Below are 18,150 nucleotides of genomic sequence, written 5' to 3' on the forward strand. Positions count from 1 at the left end.
CTGTAAAATCCAAAGGCTAGTGGATCAAATGGATTCTTTGATCCAGTTTTCCAAAGCCGCTTTCGGCTTGGCACCGGCCATGTTCGACACAACCTGTCCGTCCTTGAAGATGAACAGCGCGGGAATGCCGCGTACACCCATTTGCGCGGGTGAATTGGGGTTTTCGTCAACGTTCACTTTGACGATTTTGACCGTGCCTTCCATCTCGGAAGACAGCTCTTCAAGCGATGGGCCGATCTGTTTGCAAGGGCCGCACCACTCTGCCCAGAAATCCACCACTACGGGGATTTCGGAATTCTTAACTTCGGCGTCGAATGTGTCGTCTGTGACTGCGACAGTGGCCATGTTGCTCTCCTGAAAAGCGTTACGTTGAGCAGAACCTAAGAACGCGGGTGAGGCGCGTCAAGGTAACCTGACGCCTTCGCCGCCTTTGTCACAAGTTCGTGCGGCAAAGGCATAAGGCTGGCGTCGACAGTCCATAGAATGGCGCAGTCGATGCGGTGGTCGGTATAGACTTGTTCAAGCATAAGCGTATAGGCACCCATCTGCCGCAGGATACCGACCGGACAAGCCTCGGGTGTTTCGGGCACAACACGATTAGTTTTGTAGTCAACCAAAAGAATATGATCATCGCGGATGATCAGCCTATCGATAATCCCGTGAAAGCGCGTGGTCCCGAGGGTGGCGGTTACCGGTACTTCGGCCAAAGTGCCGGGCGCGAACACGGGGGCGAGCGTTGGCGCCTCTATTACGCGGCGGGCATCCGCGATGGCGCGGGTAGCATCCTCTGGCGTAGCGTTGCGGGTCAGATGTGTTGCGGCGGTGGTCAAGGCGGGCTCGACAAGACCGGGCAAGGTTTCGAGCAGCTCATGGACCAAAGTGCCAAAAGCCATCGCCGTTTCTACATCTTCGCCCAGTTCCCCACCGATGGCTTTCGCACCCCCGAGGTCCGAGGGAGACCATACAGCATCGTCATGTGCAAAGATCGCGGGTATTTCACTGAAAACAGGCTCTAACTCAGGGCTTTCGGGTCTTTCTACTTCAAGGTTCTGCGGCGTCAAAGCATTCCAATCCCCTTCGCTGAAACGCGTAACGCCTTCTATTTCCACCGCGTTCACGTGGGACATGGCATCAGCTACGATGTCGTACCATGCCGTATTATCCTTGGATAAATCTCCCGCTGCAGCAACGATCAGCCATTTTTCTGCACGGGTCATTGCGACATAAAGCAGGCGCAGGCGTTCGGCGAACTCCGCCTCTTTCATTTCCGCGGTGGTTTGGCGCAAAACCTCTGGTAGATCGCTCGCGGCGGGTTTCCAAAGCGGGACGCCGTTCATGCGAATGATCTCGTCTTTGACCGAAATATCGCGCCTGCCGGTATCTGGCAGGATCACAATCGGCGCTTCCAGTCCTTTGGACCCATGCACCGTCATCACCCTGATCTGGTTTGACGCGCTGTCAATTTGGCGCTTGATCTCAAGATCGTCCGTCTGCATCCATTCGATAAAGCCCGTCAGACTGGGCACATCGTTACGCTCGTATGACAGCGCCTGCGTCAGCATAGCGTTGATGCCATCCTCCGCCTCCGGGCCAAGCCGCCCGAGGAGTTTCTGGCGTCCATTATGGCGCGTCAGGATACGTTCAATCAAATCGTAAGGGCGCAGAAAGTCGACCTGCCCGCGCAGATCTTGTAGGACATTGACGGTCTTCGGGAAATCAGTCTCGCGCTTCCGCAGCGCTTCCCAAAGATGCCGTTCTGTCCGGCGATGCGACAGATCAAAGAGAGCCTGTTCATTCCATCCGAACAGGGGTGATTTCAACGCGGTCGCCAGCGAGAGATCATCATCAGGTGTCGCCAGAAACGATAAAAGCGCCGCGAGATCTTTCACTGCAAGCTCTGCCCCGACCTTTAGCCTGTCCGCGCCCGCGATGGGCAGATTAAGCGCTTTGCAGGCACGAATAATCTCCGAAAACAACGCAGAACGCCGTTGTACGAGGATCAGGAAGTCACCAGCGCGGATCGGGCGTTTGACAATCGTGCCCGGTTCCTTGCCGTCATCGGGAATGAAATGCGTACCATCGGTCAAATACTGGATCTTCTCGGCGATCTGGCGGGCCAGGATCACTGTATGATGCTGTGGGCTCAACCGATCCAGCGGATCCGTCCACGGTTGGTTCTCGTCCTTGTCCGCCTTGTCGACCACCGGCCAGAGATCGACACGGCCGGGCAGCGCTTCCTTGAAAGCGATGTGCTGGCTTTGCTTGCCAAAATCCGGGCGCTGGTCCGGGTCAAAAGCAGTGTCTACCAAGTGCAAAATGGCGCTGGAGGACCGAAAAGAATAGTCTAGGCTTTGATGCAGAAACGGCTCGCTGGCGGCTTTGAATTTCTCTTCGAACAGGAGGCTACGCCGATCAAATTCCAACGGATCAGCACCCTGAAACGAATAGATCGACTGTTTTTTATCACCGACCACAAAGAGTGTGCGAGCGACGTTCGTACGCGCACCTTCGCCGCTGTGGAACTCGTCCGTAAGCCGTTCGATCACGTCCCATTGTCGTGCGGAGGTATCCTGCGCCTCGTCTACGAGAATATGGTCAATGCCGCCGTCAATGCGGTACAGCACCCAAGCAGCCACGGTTTTGTCCATCAACAAGGCCCGCGCCCGAATTATCAGATCGTCAAAGTCGAGCCAGCCGCGCATCTGTTTGGCGTGCGCATAGCGTTTGAGGAAAGCGCTCGCGAAACGGTGCAGCGCAATGGCTTTTTCTGCAGTAGCAAGCGCAAGCCGACTATCGCGTGCCTCTTCAACGCGCTGCATAAAGTCGTGAAGGTCGGACAAATCGTCAGCAATGACGGTTTGGGTAGCTTTGGTCGGAAAGCTGTCGATTTTTGCGGCAAAGGGCGCTTTGGTTTTTTCGCCATATAGGAAAAGCCCCTCTAATTGGGGCAAAACAGACATATCAAAAGCGTGTAGTTCACCCAGCACGACCGCAGCTTTGCCATCATTGCCGCCTTTTGCGACGAGATGCGGCATGATCCGATCAATCAGCGCCCCTTCATCGCCCACGAAAACACGGCTTTCGATTTTGCGTGCATCCAGGTCGGGGTCTTCGCCAAGCAGTGAAAGGATATCGGCACGAGTTTGTTCGGCTTGAAACCCCTCCTGCATGCCGACGATCCTCTGGGTCAGCTTGCTTAAATCCTCGGCGGTGTAGAAGGCCGCAATCGCTTCGATCAGCGGTGCTTCCGAACCTTCGGACATCTCGTCAATGATGTCGGCGCGCAGCAGATCGGCAGCACGATCTTCGATCTCAGTGAACTGCGGGCTTACCCCCGCTTCGAGCGGAAAACGCCGTAATAAAGACGCACAAAACGAATGAATGGTTTGAATTTTCAACCCGCCGGGGGTCTCGATGGCAAGGGCAAAAAGCGTTCGGGCCTTGCGCAACTGGACATCGTCAAGCCTGCCTTCGATCCCGAGCTCCTGCATCGCTTCGCGAAGTTTAGCCTCTTCCAGCATTGCCCAAGCGCCCAAACGTTTGAACAACCGGTTCTGCATTTCTGACGCGGCGGCCTTGGTATAGGTCAGGCACAGAATATGCTGAGGCTCTACCCCGCTGAGCAAAAGCCGCGCCACCCGGTCGGTCAGCACGCGGGTTTTGCCTGATCCGGCATTGGCCGCTAGCCAAGTAGACGCATCAGGCCGCGCCGCTTCGATCTGGGCGCGGGTGGCATCGTTGATCATCATGTCAGATCCTCCGGGACAGAGGACATGGTGCCGTCCCATTCGCCAAACCGCGCCAGTTGATCGTAATCGCCTGAGGCTGCATCGGTTTCGACCAACCGCCGCGAGGTGAAACCCTGAGTGTCCGACAGGTAGGTGGCGATCAGCAGATGCAACCCGGCCATCACTTCGGCAGGGGGTTCCTTGTCTATCGGAGCAGGTATTTCTTTGGGGTTGCTGCCCAAGCCAATGAAGACCGCATTCGCCACAGGCGCTGGGCCTACGGCCTCAAACCCGCCTTCTTCAACCATCGCGGCCTCAAGCAAGAGTTGCTTGTCAAAATGTTCCTGTTGCGCGGCTGACGGGGGCGTGCCGGTTTTGTAGTCATAGATCAGAATGTCGCCATGCTCTGTCCTATCCAGCCGGTCGGCATAGCCCGTGAGGGTAAAGCCCAGATCGTCAAACCGGTGCGTGCCCTTGGCCGATTCTTCCAGCAACAGTGGCTTGGCAAAGTTTTGGCGTTTGCGTTCCTGTGCTATGAACCAATCGGCGATGCGCGCAATGCGGGCTTGCCACATCACACGGGCCGTGGGCCAGGGCACCTCCTGTTCCAGAACTTCGCGGGTCACCACCATCAAATGGTCGCGGGTCAGGCGGGACGGATCAGAACTGACCGATTTGATGAACAGCTCCATGATTTTATGTACGACCATACCGCGTTCGCGGGCATCGGCGGTCTGCACCAAAGGATCAATCGGCCGCAAACGCAGGGTGTGTTTAGCGTAGACCGCATAGGGGTCGCGGATCAGTGTTTTGATCTCTGTCACCGAAAGCGCGTGAGGCCGTGCGGTGACAGGGGGCCGCGGGGAGGGACGCGATGCAGGGTCGATACGATCAAAGGTTTCGAGCGCTTGAACCTGTTTGATCCAATAGGTGCCTTGCTCTTGCATGGCCTTCCAAGCAGCGACGCCGAAGCCGTCCGGCAGACCGTTTAGCAGGTTATCGAGTCGGTTCAGCCAGCGCGATGGGACGGTTTCTGCCTCATCCGAGCGGATGGCGCGGGTCAGCCAGACTTCGGGCGCGGCGATGGCCTGTTGGTAGTCATGCGCGGACAGCCCGATGCGGCGTTCGGGCAAGAGCATCCCGGCCTTCAGGCGCATTTGCCTATTCAGCCAGGGATCAGGCGGCGGCGCTTCGGGCCATGTGCCGTCATTCAATCCCCCCATGATAATCAGGTCAGCACCCTGTACCCGCGCTTCAAGCGTCCCCCAGATCATGATGTGGGGGTGTGGGGCATCGCGGTCGCGTACCTCTTCGGCAGAGAGCAACGCACCGATCAGATCAGCGTAATCTGCAGCGGACATGACACCACCTTCGGCTGCATGGGTCCGCAAGGTCTCCATGACTTCAAGCGCTTTACGGCCTGCTTTCTTGCGCCAGAGCTGAGATTGTTCTGATGGTGTGCTGCCATCCGCGATACGTTCGGCCAGATCAAGATGGGCCTCGACCCAATCCGCAAGCGGTCGCGGCTGTGTCGCCCAAAGGTCATTAAACTGGGTGGCCACCCAATTCAGCCAGTTCACAAAGCCATGTTTGCTCTCTGGATCTTTAATCTTGTCGGCGGCCAAAGTGCCCACGCGCTGGATACTTGCGGCGTCGGGGAAAGGCAGGCCCGTACGCCTGATCTGTAACTCAAACCGTTGGGTGTTCAGCTGGTGTTCGTTGCGGTCGCCGCCGCTGTGGGTAAGCGGATGTTTAAGCAGAACCAACAGCGCCTCTGCATCCAACCGTCGCACAAAGCATCCTGCAAGATGGCGGAGGAACCGTCCCGGAGGTGAAAGCTGCAAGGGCGTGCCGGCGCTGTCGTCGGGCAGGATGTTCCAACGGTCAAGCGCGGCGGTCACTTGCCGCGTAAGCATCCGGTCTGGTGTGATTAAAGCGGCGGTTTGACCCTCTTCCACTGCTTTACGCAGCCTCATCGCAATGCTGAGCGCCTCGATCCGCAGCGTGGGCGCTTCGATCAGGGTCAGCTTCTCCGTAGCTTCAGGGATGTCCTTCAGTTTGGGTCCTTCTTGCAGCCAAGTGTCCGTGACCGGGGCAGGGCGCAGAGACAGGGAGATCAAGGCGTTGCGCGCCGAAGAAGGCGCGGGCATTTGTGCCCAATCCTCAATTTCGGGATGCACATCCAGTTTTTGCATAAGATCGAAAAACCGGTATTGCGGATGATCCTCGGGCGGGGTTTCGCCGTCCAGCATGGTCCAGCGTTCGGCGGGCATTTCAAAATCGAACCCCGGCAAGATCAACGCCCCTTGCGGCAGTCGGGCCACTGCTTGCATCAGCAAAGACGTGGTGCCGCGCGACCCGGTAGAGCCGGCGATGATCACAGGATTCTGCGCGGGGTGCTTTTGCCAATGGGCTGCGATTTTCTGGATCAGCTGACGTTGACGCGCCTGTGCATCCGGAGTGCTGTCCATCTGGTCCAGATAGTTTTGCGCAATGCCTAGGAACCGCTTGGCCCGTTCCCAGTGCCCGGATTGATCCGTCACATCCAGGTCAGCGATGGTATCGGCTGAAACACCTTCGCCCTGCATTTCGTCGATCAGCGTGGCGAGGCTGTCGGACAAAGCGTAAAGCGAGGAGTGCGGCGCGAGATCTGTGTCAGCGTCCAATAGTGTCGAGACCAACTCGATCAGCTCAAGCCTGCGTCGCAGCGGCGGAACGGCGGGGGCAACGGTGACACCCGGCACCAGCGTATCCAGATCGGTCAAAAGCCGGATGCGCGGCAGGAGAGAGGGCGGACCTTGATCAAAGAGATCCCGCAGACGACGGGCCATGCGGCGGGTGTTCACGATCAGATCGACCTGCGCAATGGCATGCGGGGGCTGGTCAGTCAGACGTTTGTGCAGTCCGGTAATGAGCGCTTTGGGAAAATCCACGCCGGGTGCCACACCGAAAACGCGGGGGTGGTCAGACGGATCAAACATCGGCTTGATCCAGAATGCCTTCGGCCAGCGCGATCCCGCCCGGATGGCCGACGTCGCACCATGAGCCGGGATAGGACAGGCCAGAAAGACGCCCCTTCGCCAACATCTGATCCCACACCACGTTCAGCGAGAATGCTTGCTCGGTGATCTGAGCCAGAAGATCGGTTTTGATGATCTGAACACCACCATAGACGACGCCGGGTCCGCGACTGATCTGCCCTGTGGGTGCCAAAGTGAAATCACCGCTGCCCTCATGGCCCACCGCGGATGCCACCGGAACACAAACCAAAAGCGCGTCCATTTTATCGGGCTGCCAGGCGTCTTGCAGTAGCTTCAACGGGTTCGGTCCTGCCCAGATCGCATCTGTGTTCATCGTGATGACCGGACCGGCACCCAGAAGCGGTAGAGCGTTGCGCAAGCCACCACCAGTTTCCAGAATATCGGGCTGTTCGGTCAGGGTGAGCACCCCTTTAGGATGCAAGTGATCCGCCAACATCTGCGCTTTGTAGTGCAGGTTTGCGACGATCGGATCGGCCCCAACTTCCTGCGCCAATCCCAATGCATGGTCAATCAGCGGCTTGCCTGCCACAGGGATCAGCGGTTTGGGCCGGTCGGCGGTCAGGGTTTTCATGCGGGTGCCGAACCCGGCGGCGAACATCAGGACGGGGAAGGGGGGCATCGCTGTTTCAGGCTTTCCAGAAAGGGGGATGAGGGATCGGGCAGCAGCCTATCCAGCAGTTTGGAGAGAGGCAAAAGATCGGGATGGGCCAGGTTACGCTGCACATACCCCCAGACGCGGGGGATCAGGTCGACATAGTGAGCTTTGCCATCCCGCAGACAAAGACGGGCAAAAATACCGAGAATCCGGAGATTGCGTTGAAGCCCCAGAATGGCATAGCAGGCCCGAAATTCTGTGGCTTCAGTATCTATCCGGTCCAGCATGTAAGCAAGGATCTCGGCTTCGATTTCTGGGCTGACGTCGCGCCGGGCATCTTGCAGAATCGAGACCAGATCATAGGCTGGATGCCCCAGCATCGCATCCTGAAAATCAAGGATCCCGACCCGCGCCAACCCACCGTTCTGGTCAAGCAACATCAGGTTCTGCGCGTGGTAATCGCGCAGGATCATCACTTGATCCGCGTTGGCAACGCGCTGGGCGAGAGGATAAAATTGCTCTGCAAAAGCATCCATTCCATCGGGGTTGGGGGCATACCAGTCAAAAAGCGGTGCGACCATTGTAGTCAGATACTGCGCATCACTTGAGGGAAGTGGGGGCGCGGGGTGTTGATGCAAATGGATCAATACGTCTGTCGCCGCACGATAAAGCGGGATCTCGACGCCCGGATCATTTGCCATCAAATCGGCAAACAGATCATCGCCGAAGTCTTCGATCAGCAGAAACCCGTGTTCGCTGTCCTGATTGTAAATTTCGGGCGCTTTCAGGCCGATGTCGCACAAATGCCGCGAGATAGAGACGAATGGGCCGGTGTCTTCGCCTTTGTCGGGGGGTGCATCCATCAAGATGGCAGCGGCGCCATCTGCCTTGATTAGCCGGTCATACCGCCGATTGGACGCATCGCCGGCAACCACACTGCGCCGGGCATCTTGCCATCCAATGGCTGTCAGAAACGCAGTGCTTTGATCTGCGCGGTCAGTCATGGCTGCCATACCTTCAACTTTTCATCCCAGCGCGGGTCCGTCCAGCTTGCGCGGATCATTCGGGTATCGTCGGTGTCTCCGTTTGTCACGTGCAGCATCAAGGCCTGCACCGGACTGAGTGGCCCAAGACGATCAGGCCATTCAACCAGACAAATGTCTGTCTCGAAGGCGTCGATCAAACCCAGTTCTTCAATCTCCGAGGTCGACGTAAGGCGGTAGAGGTCGGCATGCCATATGTCGGTACCGGCGGCTGGATAGGTTTGGACGAGGGTGAAAGTAGGGGAGGGTACATCTTCGGCATGGGCCATCAGGTGCTGGATCAGCGCACGGGCGAAATGTGTTTTGCCGGCACCCACGTCTCCTTCCAGCAAGATAACGTCACCGTCACCCAGTTCTGGTGCCAGATCCTGCGCCAGTTGCGCGGTGTGATCGGGTGAAGTCGAGTTGAGAGAAAGGCTGCACGAAGTCATGCGCTATCGTCGCAATCGGCCACTGGCCTTGCAAGTCGAAAGCGGCGCTGAAAATACCTTTCGCAGCGATCCCTGACTTAATTGACCGTATCGGAAAGCCTTGCTTGCGCTGCCGATCGCGAAAACCGGACAAGGGTTGCCTCTGCTGCAAGTGGATAGAGGGTGCACCGCAGGTCAACGCCGGTTTGGAGCTCTATGTCCAACGAAGTTGGCTGGGTGGCACCGATGGTCTTGGCGAAGTTTGTGATCGTCTTCCAGCCATCAGGCGTTTGCGCTTTGCTCTGCCAGTGAGTGATGGCGTCAGCCAGCGTTACATCGGCAAAGGCGGCTTCGGGGTTCTGTTCCCACATCCGGCGATAGGCGGCGTTGCAAAACGTCAGCACGCCCGAAGAGGAAAACACCACCAATGCGTCGTCGATGTTGTCCAGCACCGTCTCGAATTGCTCCATCTCTGCGCGATAGCAGCGCGACTGGGTGATTTCGGCGCTGATGTCCTCGATCAGGAAAGCGGTGGCGCCATCGGGATGGGGCCGTCCCTGAACCGCATAGGTACATCCGTCTTCCAGCGTCCAGGTTTCGCGATAACGACCGCCTGATGCCGCTGCAATAACCTCGGCGATGTCTTGGCGCCATGAGCGGTAGTTCTTGGGCTCCGGCATCTTGCGGCTTTCGCGTAGCGCATCGAAGAATGACATCATCGTTGGCTGGCTTGCCAGAAAGGCCCCCTGCAAACCTGTCAAATCCACCAACGCGGGATTGAACATGCCCAGCCGCCCGTCGCGGTCAAAGATCGCCAGACCAATAGAAAGATGAGCAAAGGTCTTGGCCAGTGTCTGAACAAATAGACGCTGGGTTTCTTCGGCCTGGACCAGAGGCGAGATGCATGTTGCGTGATAGGTCCACCCTGTGTTGGTCCTATGGCTTTCGATCTGAAACCAATCGCGGTCTCCGTTTTGGTTTTCCAGCACGCGCCGCTGTGGCTCATGCGCCTCATCCGCATCAAGATGAAGCGTGCACGCGCAATCGGGATATCTGGATTTCAGCAAAGCAAAGGCCGAGTTATGCCAGATCACCGCACCCGCCGCATTGCTTTGCCAAGCCGGGTGCGGAGAGGTTTCGCAAGACAGACGCATAGCGCTGTGATCCTGAGGAAAGGGCGTAACATCTTCTTGCGTGTCTGTCTGTGACAGATGCACCCAGCACAAGCCGTCGCGCCAGTTCACCTCGATCACTGAATCATCATCAGCTGCCTGCGCAAACATCGTCATGCTGCCGGATGCATCTGTACCGACGGTGTCAGGGAAGTCGGGGAACGACGGCAACAAGGCATCGCGCAGGTCATCCCAGACGTGCGTGCCGGGAAACAGGGAAAAGCGTTTGAGCGCACCGGTGCTCGCATGGTGTAGCACGCCGTTGTCAAACAAAAGCGACAGGTCGTTTGACTGGCTGCCGTCGGCAGATTCTTTAGCGAAGGACGGCTGCATGAGAAGCACCATCGCAACCACGGCCGTGAGAACCGACATCCCGAAGATCATAAAAAGCTCTGAGATCGCCAGCATCAACTCTGTCCCCGAAAGATTTAGTGATACGGCAGCTTTGTTTATTTTGGTTAATTAGACGTTAATGCCAAACCGGCTTGTAAAGACCTTGCCGGACATCACGCCGTAATATGCCGGTTCTGACCCATGCCCTGCGGTGTCGTTTCGATGTCTGACGCAAGCTTTTCGCGCGGCCAGATCACTTCGACCACAGCACCGCCTGCGGGGGTATCGTGCAGCCCCTCGTATCCGTTCGCAAAACGCAACTGCGCGCCCGAACGCTCCAGTAAAGTTTTCGCGATAAATAGGCCCAGGCCCATGCCTTCGTATGCAGGGCGCGACCTGTCTGTCTGCGCAGTCGTACGTTCGCGCATGAAGGGATCACCAATGCGTCCCAGGATATGCGAGGGAAACCCGTCGCCATCGTCCATAATACGAATGGAGATGTTATTCTCGGACCAGCTTGATTCAACCCAAACGGTTGTCTGCGCGAAATCCACGGCGTTCTGGATCAGGTTGCGCAGCCCGTGAATGATCTCCGGTTTGCGGGGGATTACGGGCTGGGATTTACGGTTTTCCTGTCCCGGTGCCTGCTGGAGCAGAACGGCTTTGCCCCGGTCCATATGTGGTTCGGCGGATTCCTCGATCACCGCTTCTAAAGGCGCATGGCGCAGATGCAGATCGTCTTTGCCCGCCCGACCCATATCTCGCAGAATATCGCGACACCGGTCAGCCTGATCGCGGATCAAGGCGGCATCTTCGGCCATGTCAGCCATATCGGGATGATCCCGAAGGTCGTTCAACAGCTCGGCACTGGCCAGTTTGATCGTTGCCAAAGGTGTGCCCAGTTCATGCGCAGCAGCAGCGACGACGCCCCCCAGATCGGTCAGCTTTTGTTCACGCGACAGCGCCATTTGGGTGGCGGCCAATGCATCCCCCATCGAATGGACCTCGGACGTGACGCGCCGTGAATAGGCGGAGGTAAAAACAATCGCGATCACCAGCGCCGTCCACTGACCAAACACGAAAATTTCGGGCATATGGAGCACTCGACCGGCGGACGTGACCAGCGGCAGGTGAACAAGAGCCAGGATGGAGACCAGAACGATCCCCGTCGAACACAACACGATTGTTGAGCGCAGACTTAGTGCAGTTGCCGAAATTGTGATGGGGCCAAGCAAGAGCAAGGCGAATGGATTATTCAGCCCGCCGGTGAGAAACAGCAAGAATGCAATCTGCACCAGATCGAAGCTGATCATCGACAGGTTCTCAAGTTCGGACAGGCGCTTGTTCTCCGGAAAGATGAAACTTGCGACCAGATTTGCGATAACAGAAGCACCAACCGCCATAAAACACAGGCCAAGCTCCAGCTCTAGATTATAGAGAACCTGCGCGACGGTGATCGCAATCAACTGACCGGTAATCGCGACCCAGCGCAACAGGATCATCGTGCGCAGTCTGATCCAATTCGCCCGTGTGCGCCCGGAAAGAGGGCGAATGGTTGCCTGCGTCATGTTCGCACCTATTGATTTGTCGCCCTTGCGTCTGCAATGACGTAGCTTAGGTCTGCAAAAAGACATCAACAAGCGCGCGCATTGGCGCAGGAGGACTGCTGTGAGCCGGAAAATAGCAATTGGAGCCGTTGGCGTTGCTGCTGCATTCTTGTTGGGTACGGTGTGGATGACGGTACAAGACGGTGCTGATGCAGACCAATTCGCGCAGTGTCGATCCTCAACAGTGGCCGGTGATCTCGGCGGGCCATTCGAGCTGATCAATGCCAAGGGTGAGACGGTTACGGACAGTGATGTGATTACTGAACCCGCGCTGATCTATTTCGGGTATACATTCTGCCCGGATATCTGCCCGCTGGATGTGGATCGCAATGCCTCTGCGATTGAAATTCTGGAAGAGCAGGGCAAGACTGTGACACCCGTCTTCATCACCATTGACCCCGAGCGCGACACGCCAGAAGTGGTGGGCGATTTTGCCGATGCGATGCACCCGCGTATGATCGGTCTGACCGGGACGCCGGAGCAGGTAAAGGCGGCGAGTACCGCCTATAAAACCTACTACAAGGCGCATCCGTCTGTTGATGATGAATATCTCGTGGATCATTCGACCTTCAGCTATCTTGTGCTGCCCGAAGTAGGTTTCGTCGATTATTTTCGCCGCGAAGTGACCCCGGCCGAGATGGCCGAAAGGATCGGGTGCTTTGTTGATCAGCTTTGAAATGTTGACCTAAGGCAAAGCCGGTCCATATTCAATTGTAACGGTTTAACAACACAGAGCACCTTGACGTGACACAGGACCAATCAGACCTCGGACCGGACAAGACCTTGTTGCTGGTGGACGACGACGAACCTTTTCTGCGTCGTCTTGCCAAAGCGATGGAGAAACGCGGTTTCGAGGTCGAAACTGCTGATAGTGTCGCCGCTGGTCGCGCCATCGCGACGGCCCGTCCACCCGCCTATGCGGTGATTGATCTGCGGCTGGAAGACGGCAACGGGTTGGATGTGGTCGAGGTGCTACGCGAACGGCGTGTTGATGCGCGCGTTGTTGTACTAACGGGTTACGGTGCCATCGCCACAGCGGTTGCCGCGGTCAAAATCGGTGCCACGGATTATCTGTCAAAGCCTGCAGACGCTAATGATATTACCAACGCGCTTTTGGCCACAGGCGATGACATGCCGCCCCCGCCGGAGAATCCGATGAGCGCGGACCGCGTACGCTGGGAACATATCCAGCGCGTATTCGAGCTTTGTGATCGCAATGTGTCAGAGACCGCACGCCGCCTGAGTATGCACCGCCGCACATTGCAGCGTATTCTGGCAAAGCGGTCGCCGCGCTAGAGATCGTAACGTTTGAGGCGTTTGTCTACGATTTCGCCGTTGGCCATCTCGTAACCCTCGATCACGCCATAGTCCTGAAAACCACGGCTTTGATAGTAGATCAGCCCACCTTCATTGTCGGCGCGGATGTTGGCATTGATCCACTTGAAGCCGTTGGCCTTGGCTGCTTTGCGCGTGGCGTCGAACAAGGCTGAGCCGATACCCAGACCAGTGCGGCCAATCTGCACAAATGTGGCGATGTTCGCGGCTTCGGGCGGCAATGAAGTTTCTGGTTCGATCCACTGAAAACCGACCACATGCTCATCTTTATCAATTGCGACGTGCCAGGCGTTTTTACCAGGTGCAAAAGCCATCCACTCTGCCAGATCATCCGCCGTGACAGCGCGGGTCAATGCGGTGGTGCCGCCCTCTTTGATGATATCGTTCAGCAAGCGGGCCATGTCCCCAAGATCCAAAGTGATCGGCCGGCGGACCTGGATCATGACATTACCTTTAACAAATCTTCATGCCGTTTCGTAAATGCATTCCGCGTCTCGATCGGGGGCCGCAGCACAATGCCCAAATCGCGTATCAATGCGGTATCGGGTTTGCCAAAAAACTTGGTTGCTTCAGTTTCTGAAAATCCTGCGATCTGTACGGCTTCCATCCAGGCGCTGACCTTGTCAGCTTTTTTGATCTGCCGTTTTACTGTAGCAGGGATTTGCGCGGGCAGCCCGAAGCGTAAATGAATGGCCGCCGTCAGCCGGTCATCCAGAGCGGTATAGCCTGGCCCAACAGCAGCCTTTACAGGCGATATCATATCCCCGATCACGTATTCAGGTGCATCATGCAGCAGCGCAGCCAGTTGCCATTTTGCCGGGGCTTTGGGGTTCAGTCGGCCAAACAGTTCTTCGACCAGCAAAGAGTGTTCGGCGACGGAATAGGCGTAGTCACCATGGGTTTGGCCATTCCAGCGGGCGACAAACGCCAGACCGTGGGCGATGTCCTCGATTTCGATGTCCACAGGCGTCGGATCAAGCAGATCAAGCCTGCGACCCGACAGCATCCGCTGCCATGCTCTGGGTTGTTGTGGCATCTGCGCTGCCCCTACGTCATTGAGTCTATTGGAACTATTTTTCGTCTCGGATGTTTCTCACATGAAGGAGAGATTGATGAAACCGCTTATTGCCCTGCCCGTTGCTATTGCCGCTCTTATGACTGCACAGACTGCCTTTGCCGATCAAGTCTGCATGTCTACAGACGAGATGCATGCCGCTTTGACCGACTGGTATGCCGAAACGCCTGTGGCGGAGCCATCCTCGACGAATGAACAGATTTGGGCGTCCACCAAGAATGGGACTTGGACCATGGTTAAAACCTTCTCGGATGGTCATGCTTGCGTGGTTGCCCAAGGCGACGACTGGATGCAGGGACTGTCAGATGAACGTGTGGCGGCATTGGTAGATTAATTCCCGCAAACCATGCGGCACCATCGCATGTTGAGAGAGGCGTATAAAAGTGCTACGCGCCCTTTAAATACATGAACGAGGTGCCCCATGGCCAACGACTATATTGTAAAAGACATTGCGCTTGCCGCCTACGGCCGCAAGGAACTCGACATCGCCGAAACAGAGATGCCCGGCTTGATGTCACTTCGCGAGGAATACGGCGACAGCAAACCCTTAAAGGGTGCTCGGATCGTAGGATCGCTTCACATGACAATCCAGACGGCTGTTTTGATCGAGACATTGGTCGTGCTGGGCGCTGATGTGCGCTGGGCGTCATGCAACATCTTCTCCACCCAAGATCACGCAGCGGCTGTGATTGCCGAAGCAGGCATTCCGGTTTTCGCGATCAAAGGCCAGTCTTTGGAAGAGCATTGGGATTATCTCGACAAATCCTTTGCGTTTGAAGAAGGTCCCAACCTGATTTTGGACGATGGTGGCGATGCAACGCTCTATATCCTTTTGGGTGCCCGTGCCGAAGCCGGTGAAGACGTCATCTCGGTGCCGACTTCCGAGGAAGAAACAGTGATTAAAGCGCAGATCAAAAAGCGGATGGAGGCCAGCCCCGGTTGGTTCACCAAGATGCGTGACCAGATCGTTGGCGTATCCGAAGAGACCACAACAGGCGTACATCGCTTGTATGATCTGAAAAAACAGGGTCAGCTGCCTTTCCCTGCAATCAACGTGAACGACTCTGTGACCAAGTCAAAATTCGACAACAAATATGGTTGTAAGGAATCGCTCGTTGACGGGATTCGCCGTGCAACCGATACGATGATGGCCGGTAAGGTCGCCGTCGTGATGGGTTACGGCGACGTGGGCAAAGGCTCTGCCGCGTCATTGGCGGGTGCCGGTGCGCGTGTGAAAGTGACCGAAGTCGATCCGATTTGCGCGCTGCAAGCCGCGATGGACGGGTTTGAGGTTGTCCTGCTGGAAGACGTGGTTGGCACCGCCGATATCTTCATCACAACCACCGGCAACAAAGACGTTATCCGCATCGAGCATATGCGCGAGATGAAGGACATGGCGATCGTTGGCAACATCGGCCACTTCGACAACGAGATTCAGGTGGCCGCGCTGAAGAACCACAAGTGGACCAACATCAAGGAACAGGTGGACATGATAGAGATGCCGAATGGCAATCGTCTCATCCTGCTTTCCGAGGGCCGTCTGCTGAACCTTGGCAATGCTACAGGCCACCCGTCTTTCGTGATGTCCGCATCATTTACCAATCAGGTACTTGCGCAGATGGAGCTGTGGATGCGCGGCGATAACTACGAAAACGACGTGTATATCCTGCCCAAGCATCTGGACGAAAAAGTGGCTCGTCTGCATCTTGACCGTATTGGTGTGAAGCTGACCAAGATGGACCCCGAGCAGGCCGCTTATATCGGCGTGAGCGCTGATGGTCCGTTCAAGCCAGAACACTACCGCTACTAAAAGGCTGTTCTGAGTGTTCAAGGGTGCAGTAGCTCTGGTACTGGTGTCGTGGTTCTGCGGAACTGCGGCACTTGCCGCCCCAAAAGTCACTGAAATACTCAAGACCTACGCGGTGGATGCCACAACCGCCTCCGCACTCAAGCAGCAAATGCGCGCGCGTGGGCCCAAAGGGTTTTGGGCCTATACCCGTTGGGACATTCGCTGGTCCTCCGCCTGCGAAGTGCGGGTTAAGGTGTCCTATACGATGCCCAAGCACAAAAATCCTGACGCGATGTCGCCCAGCCTGCGCCGCGAGTTCGATGCGATGGTCGCGAGTTTGATGGCGCACGAGCGTCAGCATGGCCAACATGGTATCAACGCAGCCAAAGAAATCGACCGTGCCAATTGCAACGGTGGTATGAAAATCATTCGGAAATATAATCGGATGGACAAAGAATATGACCGGAGAACCAGGCATGGGTTCACCGAAGGCGTTTTGCTGAACTAACCGCAGCCCTCTGGCGCTGCGATCCGTTCGTCCAGTGGTGCGACATAGAACGAGCACCACTGCGATCCCCCGCCACAATTTGCTTATTTGCGCAAGCGAACCCCGGCTAAGGGGAGATGTCAGGCAATTTTCCCTTTGTGGAGACCGGAAATACCCGTACGTTCGCCCCACATGGCCCACAAGGGTCGGGGACTAAGATTAAATATGGGAGAATCTTATGGGCAAGCGTGACGACTGGATCGCGAAATACGCGGAAGAGCTGAAAACAAAATGTGGTATGTCACCTGACATGGACCTTTTGACAAAGGTCACGATTGGCTGCGGTCCGTCGATCTATAGCGCCGATGCGCAAACCGTTGCATCTAGTCAGGAGAGCGAGCTTGAATTGGTCAAGAAGAACTTCCTGATGAAAAAGCTGGGTCTGTCTGACGGTCCTGAGCTGATGGAAGGCATCAACAAGGCGATCGAGACTTATGGCAAATCCGAGCGTAACAAATACCGCGCTGTGATCTATTACATGCTGACCAAGCACTTCGGCAAAGAAGCGGTCTACGGATAACCCGAACCCCTTCCAAGCAATTTACGCCCGCCTCTTTCGATGGCGGGCGTTTTGCATTTAAGAAAACTTTTCAATATCAAATCCTTGGTGTTTGGCGATGTTACTGCTACGCCCTACGAACGGCCAGGATGGCCAGAACAGATTTCTATACGTGTGCGGTGGTTATGGGAGCACGCGGGGTGAGAAAGGGTTCTGGCATCCGTGTCAGAACCCTTTTTTGTTCAGCTATAGGCTTAGCGCTGCAGGCACAGAGCAAAACACCCCTAGGGTTTAGTGTCGCCCATATCACAAACGATCTGCCATTCCCCATCTGTTACAGGCTGTACGGATAAGCGTGAGTTATTGACCAACACCATCTCTTCCAGCTTCGGCTCTTGTTTGATCTGGTCCAGCGATACCGGCGTTTTAAATGGACGTACGGCTTTGATATCAACACATTCCCAACGGTCATCGTCCGTTGTGCTGTCTTGGTGTGCCTCTGCGATCACCTCGACAATGCCCACGACTGATTTCTCTTTCATGGAATGATAGAAGAACCCCAGATCACCCACCTTCATGTCGCGCATGAAGTTGCGGGCCTGATAATTTCTAACGCCATCCCATTCTTCGCCAGCATCACCTTTGGCGACCTGATCGTCCCAACCCCAAGTGTTAGGCTCCGATTTGAACAACCAATAGGCCATCAGGGGAGCACCTGAATCCATTCGCGCAGGGTTACGGTCTCGAACAATCCGGCCTTGGCGTAGGGATCCTCTGCCGCCCAAGCCTCGGCCGCTGCCATATCGGGCAGGTCCAGCACCAGCATGGAACCGCACATGTCACCTTGTGAATCGCGAAACGGTCCGCCCAAAGTGACGCAACCTGTGTCCTTCAAGTAGGCCAAGTGTGCATCACGGTTGGCTTTGCGTACGTCAAGCGACCCGGGTTTATCATGAGCCATCAGGCAAACGAGCAT

General features: G+C 56.3%; 18 protein-coding genes. 6 read left to right on the forward strand and 12 right to left on the reverse strand.

Going from position 1 to position 18,150, the window contains the following annotated elements:
• Positions 1 to 24 precede the first annotated feature (24 nt).
• From trxA to regB, 8 genes are all read right to left on the reverse strand, one after another.
• A complete protein-coding gene (trxA, locus tag Z945_RS0109230; protein ID WP_025051820.1) occupies positions 25 to 345 on the reverse strand; it encodes a thioredoxin in 321 nt (106 codons plus the stop codon).
• Between the two features lie 35 nt (positions 346 to 380).
• Positions 381 to 3,749 carry a double-strand break repair helicase AddA gene (gene addA, locus Z945_RS0109235; RefSeq protein ID WP_025051821.1) on the reverse strand — a complete coding sequence of 1,123 codons (3,369 nt, stop codon included), beginning with the start codon at positions 3,747 to 3,749 and terminating at the stop codon, positions 381 to 383.
• A complete protein-coding gene (addB, locus tag Z945_RS0109240; RefSeq protein WP_025051822.1) occupies positions 3,746 to 6,709 on the reverse strand; it encodes a double-strand break repair protein AddB in 2,964 nt (987 codons plus the stop codon). The genes addA and addB overlap by 4 nt, the downstream gene beginning before the upstream one ends.
• Positions 6,702 to 7,388 carry a nucleotidyltransferase family protein gene (locus tag Z945_RS0109245; protein WP_025051823.1) on the reverse strand — a complete coding sequence of 229 codons (687 nt, stop codon included), beginning with the start codon at positions 7,386 to 7,388 and terminating at the stop codon, positions 6,702 to 6,704. Before Z945_RS0109245 ends, addB begins: the two co-directional genes overlap by 8 nt.
• Entirely contained in the window at positions 7,367 to 8,368 is a 1,002-nt protein-coding gene (locus tag Z945_RS0109250; protein ID WP_025051824.1) for an aminoglycoside phosphotransferase family protein, read from the reverse strand. The genes Z945_RS0109245 and Z945_RS0109250 overlap by 22 nt, the downstream gene beginning before the upstream one ends.
• On the reverse strand, positions 8,365 to 8,838 hold the full coding sequence (gene tsaE / locus Z945_RS0109255) for a tRNA (adenosine(37)-N6)-threonylcarbamoyltransferase complex ATPase subunit type 1 TsaE (protein WP_025051825.1): 474 nt from the start codon (positions 8,836 to 8,838) through the stop codon (positions 8,365 to 8,367). The genes Z945_RS0109250 and tsaE overlap by 4 nt, the downstream gene beginning before the upstream one ends.
• 77 nt (positions 8,839 to 8,915) lie before the next feature.
• Positions 8,916 to 10,397: a PAS-domain containing protein gene (locus Z945_RS0109260; RefSeq protein WP_025051826.1), complete on the reverse strand. Its 1,482-nt coding sequence runs from the start codon at positions 10,395 to 10,397 to the stop codon at positions 8,916 to 8,918.
• Positions 10,398 to 10,495: 98 nt separating this feature from the next.
• Positions 10,496 to 11,890 carry a sensor histidine kinase RegB gene (regB, locus tag Z945_RS0109265; protein WP_025051827.1) on the reverse strand — a complete coding sequence of 465 codons (1,395 nt, stop codon included), beginning with the start codon at positions 11,888 to 11,890 and terminating at the stop codon, positions 10,496 to 10,498.
• 100 nt (positions 11,891 to 11,990) lie between these two features.
• On the opposite strand from regB, the gene Z945_RS0109270 reads away from it, so the two are divergent.
• Both Z945_RS0109270 and Z945_RS0109275 read left to right on the forward strand, forming a co-directional pair.
• Complete coding sequence (locus Z945_RS0109270; protein ID WP_025051828.1) at positions 11,991 to 12,605, forward strand: SCO family protein; 615 nt, start codon at positions 11,991 to 11,993, stop codon at positions 12,603 to 12,605.
• A gap of 68 nt (positions 12,606 to 12,673) precedes the next feature.
• Positions 12,674 to 13,225 carry an ActR/PrrA/RegA family redox response regulator transcription factor gene (locus Z945_RS0109275; RefSeq protein WP_025051829.1) on the forward strand — a complete coding sequence of 184 codons (552 nt, stop codon included), beginning with the start codon at positions 12,674 to 12,676 and terminating at the stop codon, positions 13,223 to 13,225.
• On the opposite strand, the gene Z945_RS0109280 is transcribed toward Z945_RS0109275, so the two are convergent.
• Positions 13,222 to 13,707, reverse strand: coding sequence for a GNAT family N-acetyltransferase (locus Z945_RS0109280; RefSeq protein ID WP_025051830.1), 486 nt, complete (start codon positions 13,705 to 13,707; stop codon positions 13,222 to 13,224). The two genes, Z945_RS0109275 and Z945_RS0109280, sit on opposite strands and share 4 nt — an antisense overlap.
• A complete protein-coding gene (locus Z945_RS0109285) occupies positions 13,704 to 14,300 on the reverse strand; it encodes an HD domain-containing protein (protein ID WP_025051831.1) in 597 nt (198 codons plus the stop codon). Before Z945_RS0109285 ends, Z945_RS0109280 begins: the two co-directional genes overlap by 4 nt.
• A 76-nt stretch (positions 14,301 to 14,376) precedes the next feature.
• On the opposite strand from Z945_RS0109285, the gene Z945_RS0109290 reads away from it, so the two are divergent.
• The 4 genes from Z945_RS0109290 to Z945_RS0109305 all read left to right on the forward strand — a co-directional run bounded on the left by Z945_RS0109290 (position 14,377) and on the right by Z945_RS0109305 (position 17,195).
• Positions 14,377 to 14,673, forward strand: coding sequence for a hypothetical protein (locus Z945_RS0109290; RefSeq protein WP_025051832.1), 297 nt, complete (start codon positions 14,377 to 14,379; stop codon positions 14,671 to 14,673).
• Between the two features lie 87 nt (positions 14,674 to 14,760).
• Complete coding sequence (gene ahcY, locus Z945_RS0109295; RefSeq protein WP_025051833.1) at positions 14,761 to 16,149, forward strand: adenosylhomocysteinase; 1,389 nt, start codon at positions 14,761 to 14,763, stop codon at positions 16,147 to 16,149.
• Positions 16,150 to 16,162: 13 nt separating this feature from the next.
• Positions 16,163 to 16,636: a DUF922 domain-containing protein gene (locus Z945_RS0109300; RefSeq protein WP_025051834.1), complete on the forward strand. Its 474-nt coding sequence runs from the start codon at positions 16,163 to 16,165 to the stop codon at positions 16,634 to 16,636.
• A gap of 217 nt (positions 16,637 to 16,853) precedes the next feature.
• A complete protein-coding gene (locus Z945_RS0109305) occupies positions 16,854 to 17,195 on the forward strand; it encodes a DUF2853 family protein (protein WP_025051835.1) in 342 nt (113 codons plus the stop codon).
• Between the two features lie 263 nt (positions 17,196 to 17,458).
• On the opposite strand, the gene Z945_RS0109310 is transcribed toward Z945_RS0109305, so the two are convergent.
• Positions 17,459 to 17,878, reverse strand: a complete 420-nt coding sequence (locus Z945_RS0109310; protein WP_025051836.1) for an EVE domain-containing protein — start codon at positions 17,876 to 17,878, stop codon at positions 17,459 to 17,461.
• Entirely contained in the window at positions 17,878 to 18,150 is a 273-nt protein-coding gene (locus tag Z945_RS0109315; protein WP_025051837.1) for a YciI family protein, read from the reverse strand. Before Z945_RS0109315 ends, Z945_RS0109310 begins: the two co-directional genes overlap by 1 nt.

Origin of the sequence: Sulfitobacter noctilucae (assembly GCF_000622365.1) — a bacterium.
GTDB classification, from domain to species: Bacteria; Pseudomonadota; Alphaproteobacteria; order Rhodobacterales; family Rhodobacteraceae; genus Sulfitobacter; species Sulfitobacter noctilucae.